The 16,775-nt window shown below is 64.1% G+C and carries 20 protein-coding genes and 1 pseudogene; 13 read left to right on the top strand and 8 right to left on the bottom strand.

The features are described 5' to 3' along the window. Nucleotides 1-67 precede the first annotated feature (67 nt). Nucleotides 68-481 carry a response regulator transcription factor gene (locus NLM25_RS32200; RefSeq protein ID WP_256570772.1) on the top strand — a complete coding sequence of 138 codons (414 nt, stop codon included), beginning with the start codon at nucleotides 68-70 and terminating at the stop codon, nucleotides 479-481. Between the two features lie 14 nt (nucleotides 482-495). Here NLM25_RS32200 and NLM25_RS32195 read toward each other — a convergent pair whose 3' ends face one another. The 3 genes and pseudogenes from NLM25_RS32195 to NLM25_RS32185 all read right to left on the bottom strand — a co-directional run. Beyond that, nucleotides 496-1,080, bottom strand: a complete 585-nt coding sequence (locus tag NLM25_RS32195; RefSeq protein ID WP_254139704.1) for an invasion associated locus B family protein — start codon at nucleotides 1,078-1,080, stop codon at nucleotides 496-498. Nucleotides 1,081-1,103: 23 nt separating this feature from the next. Then, nucleotides 1,104-1,982, bottom strand: a complete 879-nt coding sequence (locus NLM25_RS32190) for a S9 family peptidase (protein ID WP_254139703.1) — start codon at nucleotides 1,980-1,982, stop codon at nucleotides 1,104-1,106. An 8-nt stretch (nucleotides 1,983-1,990) separates the two neighbouring features. Then, nucleotides 1,991-2,246, bottom strand: a pseudogene (locus NLM25_RS32185) (transporter); the annotation flags it as partial. A 158-nt stretch (nucleotides 2,247-2,404) separates the two neighbouring features. Between NLM25_RS32185 and NLM25_RS32180 the strand changes: the two are divergent. The 3 genes from NLM25_RS32180 (at nucleotide 2,405) to NLM25_RS32170 (ending at nucleotide 4,840) form a co-directional block, all read left to right on the top strand. After that, nucleotides 2,405-2,557 (top strand): hypothetical protein, encoded by a 153-nt coding sequence (locus NLM25_RS32180; protein WP_309143624.1) that lies wholly within the window; start codon nucleotides 2,405-2,407, stop codon nucleotides 2,555-2,557. Beyond that, nucleotides 2,554-4,254, top strand: a complete 1,701-nt coding sequence (locus tag NLM25_RS32175; RefSeq protein ID WP_254139702.1) for a SulP family inorganic anion transporter — start codon at nucleotides 2,554-2,556, stop codon at nucleotides 4,252-4,254. Before NLM25_RS32180 ends, NLM25_RS32175 begins: the two co-directional genes overlap by 4 nt. 151 nt (nucleotides 4,255-4,405) lie before the next feature. Then, a complete protein-coding gene (locus tag NLM25_RS32170; RefSeq protein ID WP_254139701.1) occupies nucleotides 4,406-4,840 on the top strand; it encodes a hypothetical protein in 435 nt (144 codons plus the stop codon). 65 nt (nucleotides 4,841-4,905) lie between these two features. Here the strand turns inward: NLM25_RS32170 and ppk2 are convergent, their stop codons facing one another. After that, a complete protein-coding gene (gene ppk2 / locus NLM25_RS32165) occupies nucleotides 4,906-5,706 on the bottom strand; it encodes a polyphosphate kinase 2 (protein WP_254141307.1) in 801 nt (266 codons plus the stop codon). Nucleotides 5,707-5,761: 55 nt separating this feature from the next. Then, nucleotides 5,762-6,214 carry a hypothetical protein gene (locus NLM25_RS32160; RefSeq protein ID WP_254121697.1) on the bottom strand — a complete coding sequence of 151 codons (453 nt, stop codon included), beginning with the start codon at nucleotides 6,212-6,214 and terminating at the stop codon, nucleotides 5,762-5,764. A 161-nt stretch (nucleotides 6,215-6,375) separates the two neighbouring features. Between NLM25_RS32160 and NLM25_RS32155 the strand changes: the two genes are divergently transcribed. The 7 genes from NLM25_RS32155 to NLM25_RS32125 all read left to right on the top strand — a co-directional run bounded on the left by NLM25_RS32155 (nucleotide 6,376) and on the right by NLM25_RS32125 (nucleotide 14,288). Further along, the gene (locus NLM25_RS32155; RefSeq protein WP_254141306.1) at nucleotides 6,376-6,801 is read left to right on the top strand and encodes a hypothetical protein; all 426 of its coding nucleotides are present in this window, start codon (nucleotides 6,376-6,378) and stop codon (nucleotides 6,799-6,801) included. After that, nucleotides 6,794-8,026: an HlyD family secretion protein gene (locus tag NLM25_RS32150; protein WP_254121696.1), complete on the top strand. Its 1,233-nt coding sequence runs from the start codon at nucleotides 6,794-6,796 to the stop codon at nucleotides 8,024-8,026. The genes NLM25_RS32155 and NLM25_RS32150 overlap by 8 nt, the downstream gene beginning before the upstream one ends. Nucleotides 8,027-8,132: 106 nt before the next feature. Further along, entirely contained in the window at nucleotides 8,133-10,022 is a 1,890-nt protein-coding gene (locus tag NLM25_RS32145; RefSeq protein ID WP_254139700.1) for an ATP-binding protein, read from the top strand. 108 nt (nucleotides 10,023-10,130) lie between these two features. Next, nucleotides 10,131-11,111, top strand: coding sequence for an ABC transporter substrate-binding protein (locus NLM25_RS32140; RefSeq protein ID WP_254139699.1), 981 nt, complete (start codon nucleotides 10,131-10,133; stop codon nucleotides 11,109-11,111). A 111-nt stretch (nucleotides 11,112-11,222) separates the two neighbouring features. Continuing rightward, nucleotides 11,223-12,920, top strand: coding sequence for a DUF3300 domain-containing protein (locus NLM25_RS32135; protein WP_254139698.1), 1,698 nt, complete (start codon nucleotides 11,223-11,225; stop codon nucleotides 12,918-12,920). After that, nucleotides 12,917-13,834, top strand: a complete 918-nt coding sequence (locus NLM25_RS32130; RefSeq protein ID WP_254139697.1) for a DUF2950 domain-containing protein — start codon at nucleotides 12,917-12,919, stop codon at nucleotides 13,832-13,834. The genes NLM25_RS32135 and NLM25_RS32130 overlap by 4 nt, the downstream gene beginning before the upstream one ends. Beyond that, entirely contained in the window at nucleotides 13,818-14,288 is a 471-nt protein-coding gene (locus NLM25_RS32125) for a hypothetical protein (RefSeq protein ID WP_254139696.1), read from the top strand. The genes NLM25_RS32130 and NLM25_RS32125 overlap by 17 nt, the downstream gene beginning before the upstream one ends. A 119-nt stretch (nucleotides 14,289-14,407) precedes the next feature. Here NLM25_RS32125 and NLM25_RS32120 read toward each other — a convergent pair whose 3' ends face one another. The 3 genes from NLM25_RS32120 to NLM25_RS32110 are packed head-to-tail and all read right to left on the bottom strand — an operon-like array spanning nucleotide 14,408 to nucleotide 15,330. Continuing rightward, nucleotides 14,408-14,683 (bottom strand): hypothetical protein, encoded by a 276-nt coding sequence (locus NLM25_RS32120; protein ID WP_254139695.1) that lies wholly within the window; start codon nucleotides 14,681-14,683, stop codon nucleotides 14,408-14,410. Further along, nucleotides 14,667-14,912: a hypothetical protein gene (locus NLM25_RS32115; protein ID WP_254139694.1), complete on the bottom strand. Its 246-nt coding sequence runs from the start codon at nucleotides 14,910-14,912 to the stop codon at nucleotides 14,667-14,669. Before NLM25_RS32115 ends, NLM25_RS32120 begins: the two co-directional genes overlap by 17 nt. Nucleotides 14,913-14,925: 13 nt before the next feature. Continuing rightward, the gene (locus NLM25_RS32110) at nucleotides 14,926-15,330 is read right to left on the bottom strand and encodes a response regulator (protein ID WP_254121690.1); all 405 of its coding nucleotides are present in this window, start codon (nucleotides 15,328-15,330) and stop codon (nucleotides 14,926-14,928) included. Nucleotides 15,331-15,412: 82 nt separating this feature from the next. Between NLM25_RS32110 and NLM25_RS32105 the strand changes: the two genes are divergently transcribed. Then, nucleotides 15,413-16,420 (top strand): chemotaxis protein CheB, encoded by a 1,008-nt coding sequence (locus NLM25_RS32105; RefSeq protein WP_254121689.1) that lies wholly within the window; start codon nucleotides 15,413-15,415, stop codon nucleotides 16,418-16,420. A gap of 9 nt (nucleotides 16,421-16,429) precedes the next feature. Then, nucleotides 16,430-16,699, top strand: coding sequence for a hypothetical protein (locus NLM25_RS32100; protein WP_254121688.1), 270 nt, complete (start codon nucleotides 16,430-16,432; stop codon nucleotides 16,697-16,699). Nucleotides 16,700-16,775: the final 76 nt, after the last annotated feature.

Below are 16,775 nucleotides of genomic sequence, written 5' to 3'. Positions count from 1 at the left end.
TGCCGTGCCCAACATACTTGCGTCGGGTTGGCAATGCTGAGCATGCGAATCCAGTACCCAGCCCCCGTTGCCGCGCTCGCAGTTCGCTTATCTCCCGAAAAGGCAGATAGTCTTGCCGCCAGGCCAGTCCGTTTTTGTCGTCGATGACGATCTGTCCATGCGGACCAGCATGAACAGGCTGCTGCGCGGGCACGGTTTCGACGCGACACTGTTCGACTCCGCAGGGGCCTTGCTGGAGTACGGGCGATTTGACAACGCAATCTGCATCGTCCTCGACATCAATCTCGGTGGAACGTCGGGTATCGATGTGCGGCGGAAACTGGCCGAGCAGGGCGTCACTGCGCCGGTGATCTACATCACCGGCAACGACAGCCCCGCGAACCGCGCCGCGGCGCTTGCATCGGGCTGCATTGCCTATTTGATCAAGCCTTTCATGGCGCAGTCGCTGATCGAATCCGTCGAACGCGCCGGCATCCCGTAGATCCACTCGGGGCGTTATTCGTCGACATATTGCTCGAGCGTCCTGGCTGGCGCGCCCTTGTGGACGGAGCCGAATTGCGCCAGCGGAATCGAAGTCGTCAGGGCAAGGAGGTTGGAATCGACGAGTTCGAGCGTCAGCGTTTTGCCGGCCTCCATTCCCCTGATGACCTCCGGCGCCGCTACATCCGCCGCGATGCATAGATTGGTGAGACACCAATTATAGGGCACGCGGAAGGAGGCGCCTTGGTCGATGCTCAAGCTGGGTGCCTGTTGCAGGTACATGCCGACCGGCACGAACAGTTGCAGGCGGGCCGTGGCAGCGTCTTCGCGCTCGATCAGGTCGACGCGCACAGCCGTCTGTCCGGTCGCGAATTGCCCGGTGATCGAGGTCCGGCACAGCGTGGGTGCACCTCCGGCCTTGAAGCAGAGCTTCTGCCAATCGCCGTAGCTGATGTCCTTCGCTTCGCGCTGGCCACGCGTTGCGACTTCGGCCGGCTTGTCAGCCTGGGCTGTTTTTGGTGCGGCACGGCCGGGCAATGTCGTGGTCCCGGTGATGGCGATGGCAAGAAGGCCAGCAAGACAGTCACGGGCATTGAGCATGGTCACGCCTCCGGATCGGAGCGCTATTTCTGCGCATCGAGGAACTTGGTCACCAGCGGCGACCACAGCGGAATCGCGTCCGGCGAGCCGATGAAGAAATGCCCCTCGTTGCCGAATGGGGGCATCAGATGATACTCGGCCCGGCCGCCGGCGCTGATGAAGGCAGCATGCATGCGCTGCGACAGGGCGGGACCGAAGAATGTGTCATTCTCGATGTAGATCCACAGCATCGGCACGCGCGAGGTGCGGCCGAAATCCGCGGTCGCCTCGACGAGCCTGTCCGGCGCGCAATTGTTGTTCGGCTTGCCGTCCACCCGGCCGCCGCGGCCGGCGGCGAAGGCGATGATGGCCTTCACCGGCGGCGGGTTCAGGCTCGACAAGGCGATCGAGGCCCAGCCGCCGGCGGACTGCCCGACCACGATCACGTCGTCCGGGATGATGCGCTTCTCGGCCGCCATGTAGTCGATGATCCGGAGATCGACCTGGGCGACCGCGAGGCCCGCATCGTGGAAATTGGGATTGGTGCACTTGCCGACCTTCGAAAAGAACGGGCCATAAAGCGCGCGCTCGGGAATGTCGATCGCCTGTGCGCCATAACCGCTGCCGACCGGCGCCACCACGAGGTAGCCGCGCCTTGCGAACCATTTGGCAGCGTCGCGGAATTCGACCAGCGGAAAGAAGCTGCGATCGGTCGGTTTGAGCGAGACGCCGTGATTCATGATCACGAGCGGGAACGGGCCGTCGCCGACCGGACGCACCAGATAGGCGAACATCGGCAACGCTAGCGGAAGGGCCCAGATCTCTTCCTGGATGCGGACCTCGTCCTCGGCGCGCGCACGCGCGGCGAAGATGAGCAGAACGAGGAAGGCGGTCGCGAAAAACCGGAGGATCAAGCGATGCATGGTCACCTCAGGGATGCGAAGAATTCCGGCCCTGACCGATAGCCGATGGTGAATACGAACAGGCTGAACAGCACGGCCCGGAGGGTCGGCGGGAAGGTGAAACTGCCGAGCTGTCCGATCAGGACGGACACGATCAGGATGCAGGCGGTCATCCCGATCGAGAACCCATGAGTCTTCTGGCGGCCGAGAATGGTGCCGAGCGCAAATCGCCAGCAGCAGGAATGTCTCCCGTGCGGTGGTGATGATCCACCTGACGGTGTCCATGGTCGCATATCCCCCGGCGCGTTGCGCTGGATTTGATTGGCAGCGGGAGAAGATTGCTTGATCCAGATCAAGCCCCGGCGGAGGCGAGGCGATGCCTATGACATGATGAAGAGAGTTTGCGACAGCCGATATCGCCGACATGAGTACCCTCCGGCATCTTGTTCGCTCTGTGCGTGGTGTTCGGATTCGGTGCTGCCGCCGGTGCGTTCGTGACCAAGACCATCCCCTATCTCGCGCTTGGCCTTCCCGTGGTCGCGCTGTTGATCGTCTTGTTGTGCTGCGAAGTGACGTCACGTGAGCTGATCAGATGAGTTCGCCTCCCGAACCGACCTGGACGCGCTTCTTTCCGCCGGCCGGATGGCTTGGTGGTTATCGGCGCGAGTGGCTACCGTCCGACGCTGTTGCAGGCATCACGCTCGCCGCTTACGCCATCCCGGTCTCGCTCGCCTATGCCGCGCTGGCGGGCCTGCCGCCGCAGATCGGCGTCTATGGCTACATGCTCGGCGGCATCGGCTATGCGTTACTTGGAGCATCGCGGCAGCTCGCGATCGGGCCGACCTCGGCGATCTCGCTGATGATTGCAGGCACCGTCGGGATGTTGGCCGGAGGAGATGCTGTACGCTATGCCCAGATCGCAAGCCTTGCCGCCTTTGCGGTCGCGGTGCTGTGTCTGATCGCGTGGATGTTCAAGCTCAGCGTTCTGGTCCGGCTCGTCAGCGACAGCATATTGGTCGGCTTCAAGGCCGGTGCCGGGCTCACCATCATCATGAGCCAATTGCCGAGCCTGTTCGGCGTTGCCGGCGGCGGCCACAATTTCTTCGACCGGGCCGTCAAGCTGGTCGGGCAGCTTGGCGCCATCGACCCGCTCGTGCTGGCTGTCGGCGCAATCGCGCTGCTACTGCTCTTGCTCGGCGAACGGCTCCTGCCGGGCAAACCGGTCGGCATCACCATCGTCGCGCTCGCGATCACAATGGCAACTCTGCTTGGCCTCCCGGCTCTCGGTGTGCCCGTCACCGGAAAGATCCCGGAGGGCCTGCCGGCGCTCGGGATACCAACTTTCGGCCTGCTGGAATTCGACGATCTCTTTCCACTCGCGGCGGGGTGCGTGCTGCTGGCCTATATCGAGGGCGTTTCAGCCGCCCGCAGCTTCGCCGCCAAGCACGGCTATCCGCTCGACGTGCGGCAGGAGTTTTTGGGGCTGGGCGCGGCGAACCTCGCGGCGGCCCTCGGCCATGGCTATCCTGTCGCCGGCGGCTTATCGCAATCGGCCGTGAATGATAATGCCGGCGCCCGGACGCCACTTGCCCTGGTGATCTGCTCGGTGACGCTCGGGCTGTGTCTGCTGTTCTTCACGGGGCTCCTGACCAATCTGCCCAAGGCAGTGCTCGCCGCCATCGTCTTTGCCGCAGTGTACAAGCTGGTGGATGTCCGCGCGCTGCTGCGAATGTGGCAGGTTAGCCGGATTGATTTCTATGCGGCGGCGATTGCCCTGGTCGCCGTATTGCTGCTCGGCATCCTCCAGGGCGTCCTGCTGGCGGCGATCGCGTCGATCTTCCTCCTGTTGGCACGGGCTTCGAGACCGAATGTGGCGTTCCTCGGCCGTCTGCCCGGCACGGGCCGCTATTCCGACAGCGCAAGGCACGAGGGGGTCGAGCCGCTGGTCGGCATTGTCGCGTTCCGTCCCGAAGCGTCGCTGCTCTACATCAACGCCGAGACCATTCTTGATACGGTGCTGATCGCGCTCCGGACATCGCCCGACATTCGGCTGGTTGTCTGCGACCTCTCGGCGTCGCCCTATATTGATCTCGCCGGCGCGCGCATGCTGCATGAGCTCTACGACGAGCTTGCCTCGCGAAAGGTCACTTTCTGCATCGCCGGGGCGCATGCGCAGCTCCGCGACCTTCTACGTGCGGAAGGGCTGGGCGAAAAGACCGACAGTGGCCAGTGGCTGCGTTCGCTCGACGGTGTTCTCGAAGAGCAGGCCACGACCGCGCAACGGACGATCTGACCAGCGCGTTGCGTGCGAACGATCGCCGTGGTGGACGGCCTTATCAGAATGCGTCCGACCGTTGACTTGGATCAATGGAGTTCCCGGCGCCAAACTCACGATCCCGCACCATTTTGCCCCAAGGGGTCATAACGAAAGGAGAAAGAACGTCATGAGAAAATTTGCCACCGGTGCCGTCCTGGTTGCCACGCTTGCGGCATTTACCGGCTTCGCCACGCCATCGCATGCCGATACCGGCCAGGTCGCCGTCGTCTTCACCAAGGGCGGCTTCATTGTCGGCGTCGGTGGCGGGGAGGGTGTTCTCGTCTACCGCGGCAAGAAATATCCATTCACCGTCTCCGGCATGAGCGTCGGCTTGACGGTCGGCGCCTCGACCACGAAGTTCGTCGGCCGCGCCCTCAATCTGAAGGGGCCGCAGTCGATCGAAGGTTCTTACGCAGTGGGCGGTGCGGGCGGAGCCGTTGCCGCCGGCGCCGGCGCCGTTCAATTGCAGAACGGCAATGGCGTGATCCTTCAGCTCAGCGGTCCGAAGGTCGGCGCGGAAGTGTCGGCTGCGGTGGGCGGCGTCACGATCAAGTTGAAGTAAGCCCAGGACTGGTCGCGCGGGTCGCAAAAGCAAACGGGCTGCGTCACCGCGGCCCGTTTCGCATTTCAGTATCGTTCCTCGACGAACTTCAGTCCGCGCAGGCTCGCCTGGTCGTTGTAGCGTCCCTTGTGGGACCGCTTCGGCAGCTTGACCTTTGCCCGCGCGATCTTCTTGTAGGGGATCGTCCTCAGGATGTGCGAGATGACGTTGAGCCGTGCCCGCCGCTTGTCGTCGGAGCGGATCAGTCGCCATGGCGCATGCTTGGTGTCGGTCGCCTCGAACATCATGTCACGCGCGCGCGAGTAGTCGTACCAGCGCCCGAACGACTCGGTGTCCATCGGGCTAAGCTTCCACTGTCGCAGCGGATCCTCGATGCGCGCCTTGAAGCGGAGCTCCTGCTCCTCCATCCCGACCTCCAGCCAGAGCTTGATCAGGATGATGCCGGCATCCACGGCGAATTTCTCGACCTGCGGACACAATTCCAGGAAGCGCTTGTGCTCGGCTGGCGTGCAGAAGCCCATGACATATTCGACGCCGGCGCGATTGTACCAGCTGCGGTCGAAGATCACGATCTCGCCGCCGGCCGGGAATTGCTCGATGTAGCGCTGGAGGAACAGCTGAGATTTCTGCCGGTCGGACGGTGCGGGCAGGGCGCAGACGCGGAACACCCGCGGGCTCACTTTTTCGGTCAGCGCCTTGATGGTGCCTCCCTTGCCGGCGGCGTCGCGCCCTTCGAAGATGATGATCACCTTCAGTTTCTCGGCTCTCACCCAGTCCTGAAGATGGCACAGCTCGACCTGGAGCTTCTCGAGCTCCTTCTCATAGTCTTTCCGCTTCATCCGCTCCGCGGGCGCATCCTTGGCCATGCCTGTCCTTTCGCTGCTGCGCTCGGCGAGCATCAGCAATCAATCGTCCCGGGAATCAATCGTCCCACGAAATGGTCACGCCGATGTCGCCGGGCACACCGCCCGGAAAGTCGATGATCTGATAGGCGATGCGGTAGCCCCGCGGTTTCAGATAGTCGGTCCACAGCTGGTAGATCTCCTTGGGGATGCCGGTCAGGGTGTTCTCCCAGCCTTTTTCCATCTGGTTGATGGCGCGTCCCTTGTCGGTGCAGAGCGAATTGGGGAAACGATAGACCAGCACCTCCGTCAGGCCGTTTCGCACCGCGCGCTGGATGATGGTCGAGGCGAGCTTGATCTTCTCCTCCTCGCTCTTGCCGGAGGGCTTGCTCAGGCGCTCGATCAGCGCCCGCTTCTCGGCCTCAGCGGCGGCGGCGAGGCGGACATATTCGTCAGCCTTCTCGGCCTCCTTGAGGGCGGCTTCCTTGCGAATCTGGGCGGCGTTGGGAATGAGATCGTCGAGGCCGGGCATGGTGCGGCTCCTGATGATTGTGCAAATCGGCGTCCAGGGAACGCTAGGTCCGGGAGAGGGCGTTCCCTTGATTCAAATCAAGCAAACCGAAGCCTGCCTGAACACAGTGCCGTACAGGCGCATTTGACCGGGAGAGACGTTTGAGCGACCAGCTTCATCCGATGGCCCCACATCATCTTCCGTTCTATCTCGCGCCGGGGAGCGGAACCGATCCGCTCATGGTGGTGATGGGCGTATTCCTGGTCGGCACTGTGCTCTGGGTCGGTACGCTCTATTGGAAGCTGCACAGCCTGCCCGAGCGCATGGCGCATAAATCGCAAAAGCTGCAATTCGAACTCGTCGCAGTGCTCGGCCTCATTTCGCTGTTCACGCATATGCACATCTTCTGGGTCGCGGGCCTGCTGCTTGCGCTGATCGATCTGCCTGATTTTGGCACACCGCTGCGCAGCATCGCCGGGTCCGTCGAGAAGATTGCCGATGCGACGCCCGCCGCCGATGGTGGGGAAGTCCGGACAGGGATCGGGACTGAGCCACCGCCTGCGGACAAGCCGGGTCCCGCAAAGGAGAAGGAGCACAGCCATGTTTGAGCTGATGTTCTGCTCGCTGCTGACGATCCTGCCGGACTATCTGTATCGCCGTTACGTCCAGGGCAAGCGCTTCGGCAAGGAGATCACCTTCTTCTCGGTCTGGTACGAGCTCAGATGGGGCATCACCGGCTGCCTGATGCTGACGGTTTCGCTGATCACCATGATCTTCTACTTCCATCCCTCCACGTCGTCCGCGACGCTCTATTTCCGCACGGTGCCGATCCTGCCGGAGGGCTCGGGCCGTGTCGCCGACGTCAAGGTCGGCTTCAGCGAAGCCGTGAAGAAGGGCGACGTGCTGTTCACGCTCGATGCCTCGAAGCAGCAGGCCGCCTACGAGACGGCAAAGCGAAAGATCGCGGAGGTCGATGCCGCGATGCAGACCGCACAGGCGGACGTGGTCAAGGCGGAGGCGCAGCTCGGTGAAGCGAGAGCCAATTATCAGCAGGCCAAGGACGAGCTCGAGGTCAAGAGCGAGCTCCAGCGCCGCAATCCCGGCATCGTCCCGCAGCGTGACATCGACAAGCTCCAGGTGCTGGTCGATCAGCGCCAGTCGGGTATCGACGCAGCGACGGCCGCAAGGCAGTCCGCATCGCTGCAGGTCTCCACCCTGCTGCCGGCGCAGAAGGCCAGTGCGGAAGCCGCACGCGATCAGGCCCAGGTCGACCTCGACAAGACCATCGTACGTGCCGGCGTCGATGGGCGCGTCGAGCAGTTCCTGATCCGTACTGGTGACGTCGTCAATCAGCTGATGCGCCCGGCGGGCGTGCTGATTCCGGAAGGAGCCGGCCGTAAGCTGCTTCAGGCCGGTTTCGGCCAGATCGAGGCCCAGGTGATGAAGACGGGCATGGTTGCGGAGGCGACCTGCATTTCAAAGCCCTGGGTCATCATCCCGATGGTGATCACGACGGTGCAGGACTATATCGCCGCCGGGCAGTTTCGTTCCGGTGAGCAGTTGATCGAGGCGCAAAACGCCGTGCGGCCCGGCACGATCCTGGTGTTCATGGAGCCGCTGTACAAGGGCGGGCTCGACGGCGTCACGCCCGGCAGCAGTTGCATCGTTAATGCCTACACCAGCAATCACGAGGAAATCTCCGCTAAAGATACTTCGACCAGCCGGAAGATTGCCCTGCATGTCGTCGACGGCGTCGGCTTGGTCCACGCGCTCCTGCTACGCATCCAGGCGTTGCTGCTGCCGATCCAGACGCTGGTGTTGAGCGGCCATTGAGACCCAGGGATAGCGTCCTCGGGGGCTGTCGAAACCGCACAGTTACCGCTAGAATTGCAGCCAAGATCGGCTCGAAAGGCCGTCGAGGGAGCAGATGAGCGGGCGCATGGCCAGCGTTTCGGTCAGGATGTGGCCGATGGCGATCACGTGGCTTCGTCTTGGCCTGGTGCTGGTTGCCTGCGTCTTGTCCTCGCCGGCCGATGCCGCCCGGCTTGGCGAAGCACGTTACCGCGAGCTCAAGCGCGTGCTGGTGCTGCATTCCTTCGGGCGGGAATTCCGGCCCTGGAGCGAATATGCGCGTAGCATCAAGGCCGAGCTCGAGCGGCAGTCGCTCTGGCCGCTCGATGTCCAGGAGCACACTCTGCTCACTGCGCGCTTCAACAATCCGGGGCCGGAGGCACCATTCGTCGAATATCTCGGCTCGCTCTATCAGGGCGCGCAGCCCGACATCGTGCTGAGCATCGGCGCGCCCGCGGCGCGGTTCGTCCAGAAATACCGGATGAAGCTCTTTCCTGATGCTCCGATGGTGCTGAGCGCGGTCGAGCACCGCCTGGTGAACCGCGCCGACCTCACCGGAAATGACGTCGTCGTGTCGATCCGCAATGATTTCATGGCGGTGTTCGACAATATTCTCCGGCTTCTGCCGGACACCAGGGCGGCCGCGATCGTGATCGGCGCCTCGCCGCTCGAAAAGTTCTGGGTCGACGAAGTGAAACGGGAGTTGAAGCCGCTGGAGGGCCGGCTCGATCTCGTCTGGTATTCGGACCTTTCGTTCGAGCAGATATTGAAGCGTGCATCGGAACTTTCGCCTCATACCGTGTTGTTCTGGGGGTTGATGTCAGTCGACGGAGCCGGCATCGTCCACGAGGGCGACCTTGCGCTCCGCAGCCTGCACGCCGTCGCGAACGCGCCGATCTTTTCCTATCAGGAGCCGTTCTTTGGCGGCAGCACCGTCGGCGGCCCGATGCATTCGGTCGATGAAACGAGCCGCAAGACGGTGAACGCCGTGATGCGCATCCTGGGCGGCGAAAAGCCGGAGAGCATCAAGTCCGAGCCCATCGAATTTGCGCCGCCGAAATACGACTGGCGGGAGTTGCGGCGGTGGGGCATCAGCGAGAGTCGGCTGCCTCCCGGCAGCGAGGTCGTGTTTCGCGAGCCCAGCATCTGGGAGCGCTATCGTTGGCAGATGTTGTTGATCTCGGCCGTATTCCTCGTGCAGGCGGGCCTCATCAGCGGGCTGCTGCACGAGCGCCAGCGCCGCCGCGTCGCTGAGGTCGAGTCGCGCCAGCGCCTGGCCGAACTTGCTCACGCCAATCGCTATTCCGCCGTCGGCGAGTTGACGACGTCGATCGCGCACGAACTGAACCAGCCGCTCGGCTCCATCCTGACCAACGCCGAGACCGCTGAGCTCATGCTCAAGTCCGCTTCGCCCGACATCAGCGAGCTCCGTCAGATTCTCGCCGACATCAGACGCGACGACCAGCGGGCGAGCGAGGTCATCCGCAGGCTGCGCAGTGTTCTGAAGAAGACGCCATTCGAGATCAAGCAGATCGAGCTCAATGACACGGTGCGGGAAGCCATCGGTCTGGTGAGAGCCGTTGCCGATGGCCGCCGGATCACGTTGACCTACATGCCTGTTCAGGCCGATCTACCGATCAAGGGCGACCCGGTCCAGCTTCAGCAAGTGGTTCTCAACCTGATCATCAACGCGATAGATGCGATCTCCGACGCGGACGCCGGAAAACGCGAGGTCAGCGTTTCGACTGCGCGCGCCGGCAATCAGGCGGAGGTCAGGGTCACCGATACCGGGCCCGGGATTGCCGCCTCCGATCTGGCGAACGTGTTCGATCCGTTCTTCACGACAAAGCCGCAAGGTATGGGCATGGGGCTCGCGATCGCCGCGACCATCATCGAGGCACATCACGGCACGGTTGCCGCAGCGAACCAGCCGGCGGGCGGTGCGCTGTTCACGATCCGGCTTCCGATCGCTCGCTGACGGCCGCTATCTTGATCTCGATCAAACCTCGGGGTTCGGTGAGGCCTTTTCCTTTCGCGGTTGCGGGATGACCGGGAGCGGGGCGCGTGTTGGGGAGCGTAAGTGGCCATGAGACGCCGTGAGTTCATGTCGCTGCTTGGTGCGGCGGCTGCATTCCCGGGCTTGGCGAGGGCCCAGGAGAGGATGCCTTCGGTCGGCGTGCTCACCGGCAATGTCGTCGGCGATCCCGGCGCGCAGATGCGAGTTGACGCCTTTCAGCAGGGGCTCGCCGATCGCGGTTGGATCGCCAACCAGAACTATCGCCTGGAGGTGCGCTGGCCGGGTCCCAATCCCGCAAGGCAGCGCTCGGAGGCGCTCGAGCTCGTCGCCGCCGGGCCGGACGTGCTGCTCTCGACCAGTACCGGAACGACGCGGGCGCTGCGCGATGCGACGCACAGGATTCCGATCGTCTTCGTCGGGCTCTCCGATCCCGTCGGGACCGGCCTCGTCACCAATCTGGCGCGGCCGACCGGAAATCTCACCGGCTTCTCGCTCTATGAGCACTCGATGAGCGGGAAATGGCTCAGCCTGCTGAAAGACATGGTGCCGGGGATGAGCCATGCCGCGCTGCTGTTCAATCCGGAGTCCTCGCCCTATGCGCCGTATTATCTTCAGGCCGCGCATCAGATGGAAAACCGCCTCGGCCTCAAGGTCGCGGGCGCCGCCGTTCGCAGTGGCCCCGACATCGCCGGTGTGATCGAGACGGCGGCACGCACCGGCGGCGGTCTGGTCGTGCTGCCCGATGGTGGCTTCTTCGGACCCCAGAGCGCAATGACGATTGCCCTGCTGACGCAGCATCGCGTGCCGGCGATCTTCGCGGTCCGCTTCTACGCATTGAACGGCGGGCTGATGTCCTATGGCGCCGATCTCACCCAGCAGTTTCGTGACGGCGCGGGCTACGTCGATCGCGTCCTGCGCGGTTCCGAGATTCGTACCCTCCCGGTGCAATTCGCCACCAGGTTCGAGCTCGCGATCAACATGAAGGCGGCGAATGCCCTTGGGCTGGCAGTCCCGAACCGGCTGCTGATGGAGGCCGAACTGATCGAATGACGCGCGGCTCTCGCGCTGCAGCAGCCGCGACGAATTCGTTTCGTTGATCTTAATCAACAAATGTCAGTGCCCCGGCCCGATCCTCCCGTTGGAAGTCCGAGGGAGGATGTGATGTTTCGCTGCGGCAAGATCCTGATGGTGCTTGCGTTCACGATGGCGACGTCGTTCGCTGCAACGGCGCAGCCTGCCACGACACCAGCGACCCCGGCGCCGCAGGCGCAGCCGGCGAGTCCGCCTGCGCCGACGGCCGAGCTTCTGAAGCCCGAGCAACTCGAGGCCCTGGTCGCACCGATCGCGCTTTATCCCGACGAACTCCTCGCCAATGTGCTGGCCGCCTCGACCTATCCGCTGGAGGTGGTGCAGGCCGACCGCTGGCTGAAGGAGCACAAGAGCCTGAAGGGCGATGCGCTGAAGACGGAGGTCGACAAGCAAGGGTGGGACGACAGCGTCAAGGCGCTGGCCAGCACCGCGGATGTCCTGACTATGATGAGCGACCAACTCGACTGGACCAAGAAGCTCGGCGATGCCTTTCTCGCGCAGCAGCCCGACGTGATGGACGCGATCCAGCGCCTGCGCACCAAGGCCTATGACAACAAGAAGCTCGCCACCACCAAGCAGCAGAAGGTCAGCGTGCAGTCCCAGGAAGGCAAGCAGGTCGTCGTGATCCAGCAGGCCGATCCTGCGGAGATGTATGTGCCGTATTACGATCCGGCGACCGTCTATGGCAGCTGGCCCTATGCGGAGTATCCGCCGTATTACTGGGGCTATCCATCCTATATTGGCGCGGGCGTGGTCGCGGCGGGCCTCGCGTTCGGCACGGCCTGGGCAATCGGGCGCTGGGGCAATTACTGGGGCGGCGGCTGCAACTGGGGCAACCGCAACGTCTACGTCAATCATCGCACCACCAACATCGCGGGCGGCTGGCAGCACAATCCGGCGCATCGCCAGGGCGTGCGCTACAACAACGTCAACGTCCAGCAGCGCTTCGGCAACACCAACATCAAGGCCGGTGCGTCCGACCGGATGGATTTCCGCGGCCGTGACGGCAACCAAGTGCTGCGTCCTGATCAGGGCGCGCGTGACCGGGCGGGCGACCGCGCAGGAGATCGTGCCGGTGATCGGGCAGGCAATCGTGCGGGAGATCGCGCGGGTGACCGTGCCGGCAATCGCGGCGATCGGCCCGGCGGTGGCGATCGCGCTGGTGCTGGAGATCGCGCCAAGGGCGGCGGCGACCGCGCGAAAGGCAGCGGTGACCGCGCCAAGGGTGGCGGCGATCGCGCCAAGGCTGCCAACCGTGCCGGCGGCGGTGCGGCGAACCGTGGCGGCGGCAATCGCGGCGGTGCGATGAATGTCTCGTCCGGCCGCTCCGCCGCAGCGGCATCGGCGCGCGGGCGATCCAGCATGGCGAGCATGCCGCGCGGTGGTGGCGGACCGAGCATGGCCGGACGCGGCGGCGGCGGTGGCATGGCAATGCGTGGCGGCGGAGGCGGCGGCTTCCGCGGTGGAGGCGGGGGAGGCGGCCGCGGCGGCGGCGGTGGCCGGCGCTCCGATATCGCGCTGAAGCACGATGTCGTCCTGCTCGGCCATCTCGCGAGCGGCCTCGGTTATTACCGCTTCAGCTACATCGGCAGCGACAAGGCCTATGTCGGCGTGATGGCGCAGGAGGTCGAGCAGCTGATGCCTGACGCAGTGACCCGCGGCAGCGACGGCTACCTGCGTGTCTACTACGACAAGCTCGGGCTGACATTCCGCACCTACCATGATTGGCTCGCCGGCGGCGCGAAGATCCCTGCGGAGGTGACGCAATGAGTGGTCTGAAATCGTTCCGCCGCGCGGTGTTGCCGGGCCTCATCGCGCTGGCGCTGCTTGGCTCTGCGTCACAGGCGCAGCAATCCTACAAGACGCCGGAGGACGCAGCCGCAGCGCTCGCCGCCGCGGTCAAGAGCGGACCCGACGATATCCTGAAGGTGCTCGGCAGGGCCGCCGAGGACATCGTCTCCTCCGGCGATGAGGTCGCCGACAACGACATCCGCCAGCGCTTCACGTCGATGTATGACGCCAGGCACGGCATCAAGGCGGAGGGCAACAAGACCGCGACCCTGATGCTGGGACCGGACGATTTCCCGTTCCCGATTCCGCTGGTCAACACCAAGGCCGGCTGGACGTTTGATACCGACGAGGGACGGATCGAAGTGCTGCGCCGTCGCATCGGCCGCAACGAACTCGACGCGATCCAGACCGCGCTCGCGTATGTCGACGCGCAGAACGAATACGCCGACAAGGACCGCGGCGAGGGCGCGGGCGTCTACGCGCAGCGTATCGTCTCCTCGCCGGGCAAGAAGGACGGCCTGTTCTGGCGCGATGACAGCGATCCAAGCCCGCTCGGCGCGCTGGCGGCCGAGGCCTCGAAGGAAGGCTATCGCGCTGGCGATGTCGGACCGGCGCCTTATCACGGCTACTATTTCCGTATCCTGAAAGCGCAGGGCAGCGATGCGCCCGGCGGCGCTCTCAACTACGTGGTCAAGGGCAAGATGATCGGCGGCTTCGGGCTGATCGCCTGGCCTGCGGAATACGGCAATTCCGGCGTCATGACCTTCCTGGTCAACCATGCCGGCACCGTCTACCAGAAGGATCTGGGCAAGCGGACGGCCGTCATCGCCGAGCGCACCACGCTGTTCGATCCTGACCAGACCTGGAAGAAGGTCGATGCCGCAAAACCGTGAACAGGGAACGGCGTCATATCTCCCTGCGGGCCGGCTGATCGCGGTCATGCTGCTGGCGCTGGTGTTCGCTACGCCAGTCGCGCCAGCTTTCGCGCAAGCCGCCGGCCAGGTGCACGTCAGGATCGTCAAGGCGGGTCTTCTTGTCGGCGGTGGCGTCGGAAGCGGCACGCTGACCTATCGCGGCAAAGCCTATCGATTCAGGATCACGGGCATGAGCTTCGGCATCACTGCGGGTGCGACAGTCGGCCGGTTCGACGGCTGGGCGTCGGGCATCCGCGAGATCGGCGACTTCGCCGGCACCTACAGTTCCGTCGGCGGCGGCTTCGCGCTGGTCGGAGGCGTGAGCGGTGTCCACTTGCGCAACGAGAAGGGCGTGACGATCGTCATGCAGGGGCCGAAAGCGGGCCTCGAGCTTGCGGCCAATATCAGCCAGATCACGATTTCGCTGAAGTAGGCTTTCGCCGCAGGAAAGCCGTCGATGAAGCCGAGCCGGCGCCCGGCTCGTCCCGCGAACTGACAAAGAAGGACGCCGATTCACATAGCCTAATGCGCAAAGCGCGCCGAGCCGTCAGACTAGCTCTGCTGGAAAGATGAGGCTGAAGAAAACGGGGCTGTGATGGCGATGGATCGCGTCGAACAGGCCTTTGTCGCAACGGCAATCACGGGTTTCGTCGTGATGATGGCGGCAATCGTCTGGATGATGATAACTTGACGGCCGGGAGACTTCCTGATTTGCGCATTGCGCTGCCCTATGCTGCGGTGGCCCTGTGCCTGGCGGTGACTGCCTGGCTCGCTTTCGCGCATCTGTTCTGATCGGCTGCGTGCCTGCAGTTCAGTGGTCGCTGCCACCTCTCGCGCTGTCCCGGTGCGGCGGCTGGCGGCGTTCCTGCTCCAGCTCATCGCGCAGGCGTTGCGCGCTCACGAGATGGTCGCTGCTGCGCAGCAACAACATGGCCTCGCGAACCAGCTTGTGCGAATGGCTCAGCAGCTGTTTGTCGATGGCGGTATTAGGTGCATAGATCATCGAAGGTTCCTTGTGTCTTGCCGTGATTGTCTTGCCGTGATGGCGAAGGAACACGCCTCGTTGCGTGTCAAATCGCAGGATCGGCGATGAGTTCGGCCAGCTTCTGCGCCATGGCCGCGAGGTCGATCGGTTTTTCCAGCAGCGGCACGTCCTGAAATTCCGGACCGACAATGATCTTGTCATATCCCGTCGTGAACACGAAGGGCACGTTCCGCGCCTTCAGTTCGCGGGCGATCGGAAAGATCCTCTCGCTGCGGATGTTCACGTCAAGCACTGCGGCATCAAGGATGCTGCCGTCGTGCAGGATCTTGAGCGCATCCTCGAGGTGACCGACGGGACCGACGATTTCGGCACCGAGCCCGCGCAACGTATTGCGGATGTCATCGGCGAGAAAATATTCGTCCTCGACGACGAGAATGCGCCGCCCGTCCAGTTGGGTTCGTTGAGGTGACAATGTGGGCGATATCGCCATGGCGCCTCCAGCCGCTGCGAGCCATAGGAACATAAGACGGAGGCCCGCCTTGGTGCAAACGATGCAACCGAAGGTGGGTTCCATGAGCAACCGCGACATCATCGTCATCGGGGGCTCGGCCGGAGCGACCGCCCCGCTGAAGCAGATCCTCGGGCGGCTGCCAACGGATTTGCCGGCCGCCATCTTCGTGGTCCTGCACATTCCGGCGCAGGGCATCGGCATCCTATCGACGGTCGCGAGCAGTGCCGGCCCGCTTCCGGTCCGGCAGGCCCAAAACGGCATGACGATCGAGCCGGGCCATGTCTATCTGGCCGCGCCGGACCACCATCTGATGCTGTCGGAACATCAGGTTTTCCTCGGGCGCGGCCCGCGCGAGAACATGGTTCGGCCGGCGATCGACGCCTTGTTCCGCTCCGCAGCCCTTTATCACGGACCGCGTGTCGTCGGTGTGCTCCTGAGCGGCCTGTTGTCCGATGGCGCAGCCGGCCTCAATGCCATCAAACGCTGCGGCGGGATGACGGTGGTCCAGGACCCCTCGGACGCCGTCGCCAGCGATATGCCGCGAAATGCGCTCGAGGCGACCACCGTCGACCTCTGCGTTCCGGGCGCCACCATGGGCGACGTTCTGTCGGAACTCGTCAGGGAGCAGGCGGGAGTTGCCTTGCCGATTCCGCCCGAGATCAGGCTTGAGGTCGAGATCGCGACCGGCGAGCGGATCGGGAGCGACAAGCTCGTCGCGATGGCCGATCCCGTCGCGCTGACCTGTCCGGGATGTGGCGGGGTGCTTTCCGCGATCAAGGAGGCGCGCCCGATGCGTTTCCGCTGTCAGGTCGGCCATGCCTTCACTGCCGACATACTCGCCAAGGAGAAGGAAGGGCGGGTCGACGAAGCCTTGCGCGTCGCGCTGCGCATCATCGAGGAGCGGGCGGAACTGGTGCAGCGCATGGCTGCCGACGGCCGGCGCAGCGGCCGGGCCGCCATCGCCGAATTGTACGCGGCGCGGGCCGCCGAGTATCGTGAATATGCCGACATGATCCGGCGTATCGTGCTACAATCGCTCGATCCTCCGGCTCGCAAGCCCGAGGCTTGAGACCCAACCATGGCCGTCTCTTTCGCCGAGCAGCTCAATGCCGAGCAGCGCCTTCTCGTCAAGGCCGATCGGGATATCGAGGAGGGCTGGCAGCGCATCCGCGACCAGGAGGAACGGGTGCGTGAGCTGATGGCGGACGGCCACGACACGCGCCAGGCGGAACGGCTGGTCGAGCTGCTCAAGCAGACCCTGACCGAGTGGGAACGTCACCGCGTCCTGATCGAGGAGCGGGTGGCGTATCTGCGGCAGCAGGTCGATCCGGCACGGCCGGGCCGCTGACGGCTCGCCTCGGCGCCTCGAACATACAGTCGGGCTGCCGCTTCTCTCGCTGCTGCCCGCCCGACCCCGCTTGATC

This window comes from Bradyrhizobium sp. CCGB01, assembly GCF_024199795.1.
GTDB lineage: Bacteria > Pseudomonadota > Alphaproteobacteria > Rhizobiales > Xanthobacteraceae > Bradyrhizobium.
The sequence above is the reverse complement of the archived record's forward strand: the minus strand, read 5'-3'. Positions and strand labels throughout refer to the sequence as shown.